Origin of the sequence: Labilibacter marinus (genome assembly GCF_001659685.2) — a bacterium.
GTDB classification, from domain to species: Bacteria; Bacteroidota; Bacteroidia; order Bacteroidales; family Marinilabiliaceae; genus Saccharicrinis; species Saccharicrinis marinus.
On the sequence record NZ_LXYE02000012.1, the window covers coordinates 21,121 to 34,058 of the forward strand.

Sequence of the window (12,938 nt, forward strand, 5' to 3'; positions counted from 1 at the left end):
GCTTAAAAAAAGCATGTTGGACTTATGAAAGTTCACCAACATGCTTTTGAATGATGTTATAAATTCTTCTTCAAATAATTACTCATCATGGTGTATAGGTGCATTCTGGTGTTTCCTCCAAAAATGCTGTGGTTGCGGTTAGGATATACAAACATATCAAACTGTTTGTTGGCCTGAACCAATTGTTCTACATACTCTAAGGTGTTTTGGTAATGCACATTGTCGTCGGCCGTACCATGAATTAAAAACAATCTGCCACTTAAATCTTCTGCCATATTAATAGGTGAATTGTCGTCGTACCCTTTGGCGTTTTCTTGTGGTTTACGCATATATCTTTCGGTATATACAGAATCGTAATAACGCCAGTTGGTAACAGGAGCCACTGCAATACCTACTTTAAAAATACCATCCCCTTTACTTAAGCAGCTCGAACTCATGAATCCTCCAAAGCTCCATCCCCAAATTCCAATTCTATCAGCATCGCAATAAGTTAGTGAGCCAAGGTATTTAGCGGCTTCAATTTGGTCATCTGATTCTAATTTGCCCAATTGCATGTAGGTGCATTTTCTAAACTCCTCTCCACGCGCACCGGTTCCCCTAGGGTCAACGCAGGCCACTAGATATCCTTCGGTAGCTAAATATTGTTCCCAGCCAATACCCCATTTATCCAGCACCTGTTGCGAATTAGGACCGCTATATTGCGTCATCAAAACAGGATACTTTTTGTTGGGATCAAAATTTAAAGGTTTAACCATCCAACCGTTTAATTCAATGCCTTCCGAAGTTTTAAAGGAGAAAAACTCTTTTGGAGAAATCAGATACTCATCCATCATTTTATTAAAAGATTTGTTGTCTTCTAATGTTCTGATTAGTTTTCCGCTTTGGCTATGTAAAGTAACTTTAGTGGGTGTAGTAGTACTAGAATAATAATTTGTAAAATACTTAAAGTTGCTACTGAAAGTGGCATTGTTGGTTCCTGCTTCTGTACTTAAAGTATATTTCTTTTTAGCATCAATGCTGACGGCGTATATCTCTCTTTGTGTAGGTGATTTTTCTGCAGCCTGATAATAAATCAGCTTCTTTTTGGCATCGTAACCATAATAATGCATTACGTCCCAATCCCCTTTAGTAATTTGGCGAACTTTCATGCCTGCCATGGTATAAAGGTGAATGTGGTTGTATCCATCTAGCTCACCTACATAAATAAAATGCTTGCCGTCGTTTAAAAAGGTAAGGTTGTCTAATACTTCCTCCGATACAAAAAACTTGTTTCTGTCTGTGAAAATATTTTTAGTCAGGCTACTGGCAGTATTGGCAATTAATAAATCAAACTGGTTTTGGTGACGATTCATTTTAAAGATACCTAATTGTCCAGCTTCATGTGTCCACTTAATTCTTGGAATATAATATTCTTTACTATCCTCAATTTTCATGGTTTTTGTAGTTCTGTTTTTTACATGAAAAACATTTACGCTAACCTTAGAATTTGTTTCGCCTGCTTTAGGATATTTAAACTTATATTCTCCAGGGTATAATGCATTTTCGTCGTAGTTTGGGTGGCTACCTTGATACATCGGAAAGGAGAATTCTCTCACTTCTGATTCGTCAAAACGAACGTAGGCTAACTCCAAGCTGTTGGGCGACCATTCAAATGCCTTGTTGTAGCTGAACTCCTCTTCGTAAACCCAGTCTGGAATACCGTTAATTATTTTATTAAACTCTCCATCTTTGGTTATTTGTACTTCAATACCAAATTTTAGTTTGCTAATGTACATATCGTTATCTCGCACAAAAGCAACCATTTCGCCGTTAGGAGAGAAAGTGGCTACTTGCTCACGTCCTTTTTCGGAGAGTGGTTTAATTTCTTTTTGCTTAATATCATACACATAATAATCAGCCTTAAATGAACGACGATATACGGCTTTTTTATTGGTGTAAATCAATACTTTGGTTTCGGTATTATTTAGTTCGTAGCCTTGAATATGGCTTACGGGGCAGTCTTCGATGTTAGCCAAGTCAAGAATTACACCGACTTGTTTACCCGTTGCATAGGCATATTTTACCACTTGGGTAGCTTTGTTTTCAAGGGTAGTGTAATGCATTCCATCTTTCATCGACTCTAAACCATGAACAGATTTAGGATAAAAAGAGTAGTTCTTATTTAAGTCCTCCAGTGTAACTGTTTTCTTTTGGGCTAAAATGGTCAATGGTAATAGCAGACCAATTATTAAAAATATTCTATTCATTATGATGTTTTGTTGATTATACATTGCTTCTTAAGCTAGCAAAACTAACAAAAACGAGACCCTTTTCAAATTACTCGACTATAGCTATTGGATATTCGATGATATTGATTAGTATTGATAATGTAAAATAAGTGTGTGAAAATATAAACTTAAATTATTAAGTGTTTTAATGCATATTGGCATGTTATTTGTTTGTTTGATTGCGTGTTAAGTGCATTCTTAAATTGTCGACTAAAGGTCTGTTTGTATTTAAATTAACTAACTCTAAATTATCATAAAAATGAAATCCAATCTAATTCTATTCTTATTGGCGTGCGTATGTTTGGCGTCGTGTGTATCTTCTCGTTCGGGAGTAATCAGTTCTAACTCTTCAAGTAAGCCAGTTGTTTATAAAGATGTAGCTTATGGTGTGGCTCAGGTGGATAAGTATTTTTGTTTTGGCGGACATAAGCAAGATGCTTCTGTGTTAGAGGCGAAACGTGAAATGATTAAGAATAGACCTCTAAATAAAAATGAAGAATACCAGAATTATACGATAGACTTTAAAAGGACCTATTGGCCTTTGGTTTATAGTCAGGTTAAAGTTACGGTAACAGCTGATGTTGTCGATTTTTCTGGAAATAGTTCTCAAGACCTTTATTCGGATGTTTATCAGGCTAAACTGATTGGAACGACTAGTAAAAGTGGCTTGTTTGCAGTTGGCGATTCTGTGATGAACTCCCGATTAAAGGTTGGTACTATTTTATCGTTGGAAGGTAATGGCAAGATCAGGGTGTTGTATAGGAGTGAAAAAGATGTAATACTAACAAAACGAGTATCCGAAGATAATTTATTTGTTATGAATAAAAAGTACAAAGAATTGGAAACAGGAGCGTATTATGCAATTGATGATCCAACTAAAGACATTGAAATAAGCAAGGTGACAAAAGTTTTGGCTATAGGACTAAATGAATTATTATTAGATGATTTAAAGACTGGGCGGAAAGTAAAAACAAAGTATTAAGTTATTATATAGAGTTTATAAATGAGGTAGTATTCTCAATTAAAATGTTGAGAGTACTGCCTTTTTTATGTTTATTATTTAATCAAGCTTAAAATTTAACAATGGAATTAATTGAGCTAACAAATATTAGTTATCTTTGCGCCACTTTTTAATAATACATTTTAAACAGTTGTATAAGTTTGGGTGTTCGTATAATCTAAAACTTTGCAAATAAAATAACAGTCATGGTTAAAATAACCTTACCAGATAATAGTGTAAGAGAGTATGAAGCTGGAGTAACTGGCTTAGAGATTGCCAAGAGTATTAGTCCTCGATTGGCTAAAGAGGTTTTATCAATTTCAGTAAATGATGAAACGTGGGATCTTACACGTCCAATTAATTCAGATGCATCCATTAAGTTATATAAGTGGGAGAATGAAGAAGGGAAGCATGCATTTTGGCATTCTTCGGCTCACTTAATGGCGGAAGCTTTGGAAGCTTTGTATCCAGGAATGAAGTTTGGTATTGGACCCTCTATCGAAAATGGATTTTACTACGATGTAGATCCAGGTGAGGAAGCAGTATTGCGTGATTCTGATATGCCTAAGATTGAGGCTAAGATGAAGGAGTTGGCTCGTCTGAAAAATTCGTACCAACGTACTGAAGTAAGCAAAGCTGAAGCTTTATCATATTTTACAGAAAAGAATGATGAGTACAAACTTGAGTTGATTAACGAACTTGAAGATGGTACTATCACATTTTATAAACAAGGAGAGTTTACTGATTTATGTCGTGGACCTCACTTGCCATCAACAGGAGTCATTAAAGCCATTAAGGTGTTGAGTATTGCTGGAGCGTATTGGCGAGGAGACGAAACGCGTAGACAGTTAACTAGAGTATATGCCATTACTTTTCCAAAGCAAAAAATGTTGGAACAGTACATGGTTAAATTAGAAGAAGCTCAAAAGCGTGATCACCGTAAAATCGGTAAAGAGTTAGAGTTATTTGCTTTTTCTCAAAGTGTAGGACAGGGTTTGCCTTTATGGTTGCCAAAGGGTGCTATGCTAAGAGAGCGTTTAGAGAACTTCTTGAAAAAAGTTCAAAGACAGCATGGTTATCAACAGGTGATTACACCGCATATTGGTAATAAGGAGTTGTATGTTACTTCAGGTCACTATGCAAAGTACGGTAAAGATTCTTTTCAGCCAATTAATACACCAGCTGAAGGAGAAGAATTTTTATTAAAACCAATGAATTGTCCTCACCATTGTGAGATTTTTAAGGTGAAGCCTGTATCTTATAAAGATCTGCCAATTCGTATGGCTGAGTTTGGTACAGTATATCGTTACGAGCAAAGTGGTGAGTTGCATGGTTTAACTAGGGTTCGTGGTTTTACGCAGGATGATGCACACATTTTCTGTACGCCCGATCAGTTAAAAGATGAGTTTAAAAAAGTAATCGATATTATCTTATATATTTTTAAGGCGCTTGATTTTAAAGATTTTATTACACAAGTTTCTTTAAGAGATAAAGAAAATACCGAAAAATATATTGGTAGCGAAGAAAATTGGGAGAAAGCCGAGTCTGCTATTATAGAAGCGTGTGAAGAGCGTGGTATGGAAACCATCGTGGAATATGGAGAGGCTGCTTTCTATGGTCCAAAGCTTGACTTTATGGTACGTGATGCCATTGGTCGTAGATGGCAGTTGGGTACTATTCAGGTAGATTATAATTTACCAGACCGTTTCGATTTGGAATATATGGGTAGCGATGGTGTTAAACATCGTCCTGTTATGATTCACCGTGCACCATTCGGAAGTATGGAGCGTTTTGTAGCCGTTTTAATTGAGCATACTGCAGGAAAGTTCCCGTTGTGGTTAACTCCTGAGCAAGTGGTTGTTCTACCAATTAGCGAAAAATATAACGATTACGCAGAAAAAGTTTCAAATGTCCTGAATAATTCCGATATTCGCAGCGTTTTAGACGATCGTAATGAGAAAATCGGACGTAAAATTCGAGATAACGAGCTGAAACGCATACCTTTCCTACTTATTGTAGGAGAAAAGGAAGCAGAGACAAATACCGTTTCTGTGCGTAAACAAGGAGATGGTGATAAAGGTACTATGGCCATTGAAGAGTTTGCCAGTTTTATCAATAAGGAAGTGGAAGAATTACTTTCGTCGATTGAATCTAAATAATAGAGTATTAATAATAATTAAGGGAGGATCTTAAAATAGCACTTAATAGAAGAAGAAATAGCGGTCCGCCGCAGAGGGACACACCAAATTTTCGTGTAAATAACGAAATTAGAATTCCAAAAGTTAGACTGGTTGGTGAAAATGTTGAGGAGCCAGGGGTTTATTCCACATCCGAAGCAGTTAAAATGGCTGATAAGTTAGAATTGGATTTGGTGGAAATTTCTCCTAAAGCTGATCCTCCAGTTTGTCGTATTACCGACTATCAGAAGTTTTTGTACCAGCAAAAACGTAAGCAAAAAGAGCTGAAGTCTAAAGCTGTAAAAGTGATTGTGAAAGAAATTAGGTTTGGTCCTAATACCGATGATCATGATTATCAGTTTAAACTTAAGCATGCTGAAAAATTTCTTTCAGAAGGAGCAAAAGTGAAAGCCTATGTATTTTTTAAAGGGCGTTCTATTTTGTTTAAAGAGAAAGGGGAAATTTTATTGTTAAGATTTGCTCAGGATCTGGAAGAATTTGGAAAGGTTGAACAGCTACCTAAGCTTGAGGGTAAGAGGATGATTATCTTCCTTTCACCTAAAAAAGTGAAGAAGTAAGCTTCAATTATATAAACATTTTAATAATAGTACAATGCCAAAGATGAAGACGAAATCCAGTGCTAAAAAGCGTTTTACGATCACTGGAAGCGGTAAGATTAAAAGAAAGCATGCTTTTAAAAGTCACATTTTAACAAAAAAGACTAAAAAGCAAAAAAGAAATCTTACTTACGCAACTTTAGTTCATCCTTCTGATGAGAGTAACATCAAGTTGTGTTTGAACATGAAGTAATAGGGGTACACCTTATTAAAAAGAAAATTATTAATCGAATGAAGTTAGCCGAAAGATCCTAAGAATAGGACGCTAATCATTCTAAAACAAAACAAAATGCCAAGATCAGTAAATGCTGTTGCTTCAAGAGCAAGAAGAAAGAAGGTTTTAAAAGCAACCAAAGGTAACTTTGGACGCAGAAAGAACGTGTGGACGGTAGCTAAGAATACCTACGAAAAAGGTTTAGGTTACGCGTACCGTGATAGAAAAAGAAAGAAAGGTCAGTTTAGAGCATTATGGATTCAAAGAATCAATGCTGCAGCTCGTTTAGAAGGAGTTTCTTACTCTAAATTAATGGGTATGATGACCAAGCAAAATATTGAGATTAACAGAAAAGTTTTAGCTGATTTAGCTGTTAATCATCCTGATGCTTTTAAAGCAGTTGTTCAAAAAGCAATGGCTAACTAAGCAATCAGATTTAAAATAGTAAAAGGCAGAAAAGTTTATCTTTTCTGCCTTTTTTCTTTTTTGAAAAAAATATAATAGTAAAAATATAGGCAAAGGTTTGATTCTGTCATTCATTTGTGTAACATTTGCAGGAGCAAAGAGTATAGACAAAGTGTTCTGTATACCAAGGGTCATTTGGTGAGTAGAACGCTTTAATAATTATAAATATCTTTTTTTGCAGCTTAAAATTTGTATTAAGTTATGAGTAAAGAATTTAAAGCAACTCCGTATATATTGGAGTGCGTTAGAACAGGAAAACAATTTGAGGACGCGGGTTGGACTTTGGAGACACCTTGTGAGAAAGAGCCTTCTTTGATTAGAGCGATCTATAATAAGAAGCAAATTGAAGTGAAGGATGCGTCGTATGGTGTTTTTCGTTTTGCAGATTGGTTGCCCGTACATAAAATGATGGAAGGGTCATCGGCTCCTGTTACCTATAAAAGTGAAGGCTTAGCTAAACATTTAGGATTATCCGACTTACATATTACATTTAGTGGTTATTGGCCTGAAAAGGGTGCCAACTTTGTAACTTGTTCTTTTAAAGAAACCGAGGCGTATGCAGTAGGTGGAAGATTAGAGACGAAGGATGGAACTGTTTTAGTGGTGGCTTCTGCAGGTAATACAGCAAGAGCGTTTGCACGTGTTTGTTCAGATAATAACATTCCTTTATTGCTTTGTGTGCCCGAAGATAACTTAAGTGCTCTTTGGTTTGATAAGCCAGTAAAAGATAACGTTAAGTTAGTGGTAACAAGATCGGGTAGTGATTATTTTGATGCTATTCATCTATCAAATTTAGCTTGTGAATTGAATGGTTTTATTGCTGAAGGAGGAGCTAAAAATGTAGCTCGTCGCGATGGTATGGGAACTACAACTTTATCGGCAGTTACTACCATAGGTAAAATTCCAGATTTCTATTTTCAGGCAGTGGGTAGTGGAACAGGTGCTATTGCAGCTTGGGAAGCTAATGTGCGATTAATTGAAGATGGTCGCTATGGTGAAAATATGATGAAACTAATGGTTTCTCAAAATACACCATTTGTACCTATTCATGATGCATGGAAAGCTAAATCTAGAGATATTCTTCCGATGGATGACGATATTGCCCGTAAGCAGGTTGAGGCCATTGATGCTAAAGTGCTTTCCAATAGAAAACCACCTTATGGTGTTTGTGGTGGATTGTATGATGCAATGAGTGAAGCTGGAGGAGATGTTTTATGTGCTAACAATGAAGAAGCTCTGGAAGCAGGTCGTATTTTTAAAGAATTAGAAGGTAACGACATTCATCCTGCAGCAGCCGTAGCTACAGCAACTTTAATAAACGCAGTGCGCGATGGTTTAGTAGATAAAGATGACTGTATCGTTTTAAATGTTACAGGTGGTGGAGAAGAGCGCTTTAAAAGCGAGAAAGAAATTAAGTATATGAAACCTCATCATGTGTTTAATATAAATCCGTCTTTACTGGAAGTAGAAGAGGTTTTAAGTGAGCTTTTTAATAAAAAAAAAGTATTGGTTGAGTAGCTAGACCAAAACAACGATATATAAGCACGGGGAAATATTCTTCGTGCTTTTTCTTTTTATAGCTACTGAATAACACTAAAATGCCATAAGTTATCTAAGTATCTTTTTTATATTTGCGTTTCATTTGTAAAATCAATGAGTAAGTATTGGTAATGTAGGTTAATGTTAAGTTAAAACATGCCTTTAAAGGTCTTGGTATTACTTAGTCCTGTATCTTTATACTTATTCTATAAATAAATACTACGTATGAATATTGCATTGATAGGGTATGGCAAAATGGGAAAAGAGATTGAGAAGATTGCCATTGAACGCGGACATACCATTACTGCTAAAATAGATATGAACAGCGATGATACCTTTGATGGAGAAGGTTTTGCTGCTGCAGATGTTGCTATCGAGTTTACTATGCCAGATGCTGCATATAATAACTTTGTTGAGTGTTTTAAGAGAAATAAGCCAGTTGTATCTGGAACTACTGGTTGGTTAGATAAAATGGAAGAAATGAAAGACCAGTGTGAAAACAAAGGTCAGACTTTCTTTTATGCTTCAAACTTTAGTGTGGGTGTAAATATCTTTTTCGAGATCAATAAAAAACTAGCTCAATTAATGAATGGGATTAGTGATTATGATGTATCGATGGAAGAAACCCACCATATTCATAAAAAGGATAGTCCTAGTGGAACGGCAATTACATTAGCTGAAGGAATACTTGAAAATGTAGACCGTAAAAAAGCATGGACTGAAGATCAGTTTGCAGATAAAGATCAACTTCAGATTGAAGCCTTCAGAAGAGAAGAAGTGCCAGGAATTCATACTGTAATTTACGATTCAGAAGTAGATGAAATAATTATTCACCATAGTGCAAAATCGCGTAAAGGTTTTGCTTTAGGAGCTGTTTTAGCTGCTGAGTTTACAGCAAAAAAACAAGGTTTCTTGGGGATGAGTGATATGCTTAAATTTTAACTAAAACTAAATTAATATGCCTAAAGTTTCATTAGCAAGATGGATCAGATTTTCCATTGCAGCGCTAGTATACGTATTATGGGTATTATGGGTAGGTAACTATTGGTTATTGCCCGGAGTAGCTATTGTTTTTGATGTTTATATTACTAAAAAAGTACCTTGGGATTTTTGGAAACGAACGAAAGAAGGTAAAAAGCCAGCTGCTTGGATAGAATGGGTAGATGCTTTAGTTTTTGCACTAGTGGCAGTGTACTTCATTAACTTATTCCTATTTCAAAATTATAAAATTCCAACATCTTCTTTAGAGAAATCTTTGTTGGTGGGCGATCATCTTTTTGTTAGTAAAGTAAGTTACGGACCGCGTATTCCTAATACACCATTATCTTTCCCGCTATTGCAAAATACGGTACCTGGTTTAAACACAAAGTCATATGTCGAATGGCCTCAATGGGATTATAAAAGGTTAAAGGGATTTGGAAATGTAGAGAATGGTGATATTGTGGTGTTTAACTTTCCTACTGGAGATACTGTTCCTGTTAAAAGTGTTAATCCAGATATTTACGAGCAAGCACGACGAATTGGTGTATCTAGATCGTATACTGATAAAAGTTTAATGAATGGGTTGGAGAGTGCAAGTGAGTGGGAAAAACTAAATAGATATAGAGAGTTGGGTAAAGAGTATATTATGCTTAACTCTGAGGATTATGGAGAAGTGGTTTATCGTCCTGTAGATAGAAGAGATAATTATGTGAAAAGGTGTGTAGCCATAGCTGGTGAAACTTTTGAAATACGACATAACCAAATCTACATTAATGGAGGCAAAGTAGAAAATCCTGATGGTTTGCAGCATTTTTATCATGTGCTAACCGATGGTACTGCTATGAACTCGCGGTTTTTAGATAAGATGGAAATCTCGAACGAAGATGCGGGAAGGATGAGTGTTGCACCTGGTAGATATATTATTCCTTTAACTGAGGAAAAAGCAGATATGATGAAAACCTATCCTTTCATTCGTCAGATACAGATGGATGAAGAAAAGGTAGATTCAACAGGAACAGTTCAGGCTTGGCCATATAGTAAGGATTATTTATGGAGTAGAGATAATTATGGTCCACTATATGTTCCTAAAAAAGGAGCTTCGGTTGATTTAAATATGAAGAATTTGGTATTGTACGATAGAATTATTACTGCCTACGAAGGTAATAAGCTTGAGGTTAAAGATGATCAAATATTCATTAATGGAGAAAAAGCGACTGAGTATACTTTTAAGATGGATTATTACTTTATGATGGGAGATAATCGTCATCAGTCTGCTGATTCAAGATATTGGGGTTTTGTTCCGGAAGATCATGTAGTTGGTCGTCCTATTTTAGTTTGGTTATCTTTAAATAAGGATAAATCTTGGTTAGGCGGAAAAATCCGTTTTGATCGTTTCTTTAAATGGGTGGTTAACGAGTAAAATATTAATTATTAAAGAAAGCAGGAACTACTTATTATGGTATGGGTTCCTGCTTTTTTAGTTTTAAGTAATGAAGAAATCTCATATTTTTAAATGGCTTATTAGCTTATTGTTTTTTGTGCTTGGTATTTGGTCTAAAAGCATCTTGCCATTTGTTGGTATTGCTGTAATTGCCGAGACAGCTAGGTCAAAGTCTTATTGTAAGAGCGGTTGGTACTTTATAAAAATGCACTTAGGAAAACGCTTTGCTTGGGTAGAATGGATAGTGGCTATTTTGTTTGCTTTTTGGATTTTAATGTTTGTGCAGACTAATTTTGTTGGGATATATACCTTTCATACACCATCAATGCACGAAACTTTGCAGGTAGGTGATGTGTTATTAGTGAACAAATTAGTTCCAGGTCCTCGTCATGGGCATAATCATTTTAAAAGCTATAGCCGTAGTATAGGGGCTTCAAAATTGAATTATAAAGATGTGATTGTTTTTAATTTTCCAGATGGAGATACTTTATTAAAAAGTAGACCTACCGAAAGTTATCATTACTTAAAGAGGTTATATGGTAAAGGAGGAAAGGAATTGAAGAAAGAGAGTGATTTGCGCTTTTTTGAAATAGAAGATAGACCTCGCTTTGTTAAACGTGTGTATGGATTGCCTGGTGATACCATTAAAATTGAAAGAGGTATTTGCTTTGCAAACAGTAAGAAGATTGAATTTCCAGAGATTTCCATTGATAGATATATTGTAGAAGAAGAAAGTCTTCAACAGCTAAAAAAGAAAGGGTTTATTCCGTACAACGAATCAAAAAATGAAAAAGGAATAAACTGGGAGATGCTAGAGTCGGATTACATAAGAGCTAAGGAAATAAGCGATGGGGTGAAGCCAGATCATATGCTTAAAAACTTTCCAGATCGAATGATTTTTCCATTTAATCAACACCTATTGTGGAATATGCATCACATGGGTCCTATCTATATTCCAAAAAAAGGAGATCAGATAAAGCTGAGTTTGAAAAACTTGGGGTTCTATCGTAGAGCTATTGAAACTTTTGAAGAAAATAAGATTCAGGTTAGAGATAAAAGTATTTTTATTAATGATCGAGCTGTAACCGAATATACTTTTAAAATGGATTACTACTGGGTTATTGGCGACAATCGTCCTTATTCGTTTGATAGTAGGTTTTGGGGATTTGTTCCTGAAAATCATATTATAGGAAGAGTGGACAAGGTTTTATTGTCGAGAGATATGAGTAGGAAAAATTGGATTTATTTTAGGAAAGATAGATTTTTGAAGAAAGTAGAGTAAATTAGGCATACATTTTTTAAATTGAGTTGTTATGAAGAAGTCGTTTTGGATTTTAATGATATTGGCAGTCTTTATAGTGGTTTTTTCAGTTCAAAATGCCGATATGGTCAGTTTTCAATTGTTGGCCTGGCAAATGGAATTGTCTTTGGCTATTTTATTAATTACTGTATTTATACTAGGCGCCTTGGTAGGAGCTGCTTATTATGCAATAGCCATGAGGCAGAAGAGAAAAAATAAGGAGGCTAACGTTGCTCAGGATATTCCTTTTGAAAAAGAGGAAAAAGTAGAAGAAGAAATTAAAGATGAAGCGTAATATATCTGTATTTGCAACGGCTTATTTGCCACCCATTCAATACCTAGCTCATTTTATCAATGCAGATAATCCTGCTGTTGAACAACATGATAATTATTTAAGGCAGACGTATAGAAACCGTTGTGATATAATCGCTGCAAACGGAACAATCCCCTTAACTATTCCTGTAACCAAAGGTAGAGGACCTAAAGTTAAGATTCAGGATTTAGAAATCTCCTATGATGAGCGATGGCAAAAATTGCATTGGCGCTCCATTGTTTCCGCATATAATTCATCGCCGTTCTTTGAATATTATATGGATGATTTTGTGCCATTTTACGAGAAGCAGTACAAGTTTTTATTCGATTTTAATATGGAATTGCTTCAAACCATTTGGGATGTGCTTGATTACCCCATAGAGATAAAATTAACCGAGGAATATATTTCGAGGAAGACCGAAGGAGTGACTGATTATAGAGACATCATTCACCCTAAAAAGGATTTTAAAGCGTTTGATTCGTCGTTTAAAGTTTTAGAATATCGTCAGGTGTTTCAGGATAGGTTTGAATTCAAGCCTAATTTAAGTGTAATAGATCTGCTATTCAATAAAGGACCTGAAGCAATAGATTACTTGGAAGATAGTATTGAAAAAGAATAGCTCTA

12 protein-coding genes are annotated in these 12,938 nt (G+C 35.4%); 11 read left to right on the top strand and 1 reads right to left on the bottom strand.

Annotated elements, in window-relative coordinates:
• Positions 1-56: 56 nt before the first annotated feature.
• Positions 57-2,246, bottom strand: coding sequence for a S9 family peptidase (locus tag A8L32_RS05205; protein WP_066629116.1), 2,190 nt, complete (start codon positions 2,244-2,246; stop codon positions 57-59).
• 280 nt (positions 2,247-2,526) lie between these two features.
• On the opposite strand from A8L32_RS05205, the gene A8L32_RS05210 reads away from it, so the two are divergent.
• The 11 genes from A8L32_RS05210 (at position 2,527) to A8L32_RS05260 (ending at position 12,933) form a co-directional block, all read left to right on the top strand.
• Positions 2,527-3,249, top strand: a complete 723-nt coding sequence (locus A8L32_RS05210; RefSeq protein WP_066628490.1) for a DUF6567 family protein — start codon at positions 2,527-2,529, stop codon at positions 3,247-3,249.
• A gap of 224 nt (positions 3,250-3,473) precedes the next feature.
• Positions 3,474-5,426 carry a threonine--tRNA ligase gene (thrS, locus tag A8L32_RS05215; protein ID WP_066628493.1) on the top strand — a complete coding sequence of 651 codons (1,953 nt, stop codon included), beginning with the start codon at positions 3,474-3,476 and terminating at the stop codon, positions 5,424-5,426.
• Between the two features lie 35 nt (positions 5,427-5,461).
• Positions 5,462-6,022: a translation initiation factor IF-3 gene (gene infC, locus A8L32_RS05220; RefSeq protein WP_071797441.1), complete on the top strand. Its 561-nt coding sequence runs from the start codon at positions 5,462-5,464 to the stop codon at positions 6,020-6,022.
• Positions 6,023-6,065: 43 nt separating this feature from the next.
• Positions 6,066-6,254 (top strand): 50S ribosomal protein L35, encoded by a 189-nt coding sequence (rpmI, locus tag A8L32_RS05225; RefSeq protein WP_430934850.1) that lies wholly within the window; start codon positions 6,066-6,068, stop codon positions 6,252-6,254.
• Positions 6,255-6,350: 96 nt separating this feature from the next.
• Complete coding sequence (gene rplT, locus A8L32_RS05230; protein WP_066628499.1) at positions 6,351-6,701, top strand: 50S ribosomal protein L20; 351 nt, start codon at positions 6,351-6,353, stop codon at positions 6,699-6,701.
• Between the two features lie 240 nt (positions 6,702-6,941).
• The gene (locus A8L32_RS05235; protein ID WP_198931731.1) at positions 6,942-8,258 is read left to right on the top strand and encodes a cysteate synthase; all 1,317 of its coding nucleotides are present in this window, start codon (positions 6,942-6,944) and stop codon (positions 8,256-8,258) included.
• Positions 8,259-8,504: 246 nt separating this feature from the next.
• On the top strand, positions 8,505-9,221 hold the full coding sequence (gene dapB, locus A8L32_RS05240; RefSeq protein WP_066628502.1) for a 4-hydroxy-tetrahydrodipicolinate reductase: 717 nt from the start codon (positions 8,505-8,507) through the stop codon (positions 9,219-9,221).
• A 16-nt stretch (positions 9,222-9,237) separates the two neighbouring features.
• The gene (locus A8L32_RS05245) at positions 9,238-10,680 is read left to right on the top strand and encodes a S26 family signal peptidase (protein WP_066628504.1); all 1,443 of its coding nucleotides are present in this window, start codon (positions 9,238-9,240) and stop codon (positions 10,678-10,680) included.
• A 70-nt stretch (positions 10,681-10,750) separates the two neighbouring features.
• Complete coding sequence (lepB, locus tag A8L32_RS05250; RefSeq protein WP_066628506.1) at positions 10,751-11,983, top strand: signal peptidase I; 1,233 nt, start codon at positions 10,751-10,753, stop codon at positions 11,981-11,983.
• A gap of 31 nt (positions 11,984-12,014) precedes the next feature.
• On the top strand, positions 12,015-12,296 hold the full coding sequence (locus tag A8L32_RS05255; protein ID WP_075590196.1) for a lipopolysaccharide assembly protein LapA domain-containing protein: 282 nt from the start codon (positions 12,015-12,017) through the stop codon (positions 12,294-12,296).
• Positions 12,286-12,933 (top strand): WbqC family protein, encoded by a 648-nt coding sequence (locus tag A8L32_RS05260; RefSeq protein ID WP_066628517.1) that lies wholly within the window; start codon positions 12,286-12,288, stop codon positions 12,931-12,933. Before A8L32_RS05255 ends, A8L32_RS05260 begins: the two co-directional genes overlap by 11 nt.
• Positions 12,934-12,938: the final 5 nt, after the last annotated feature.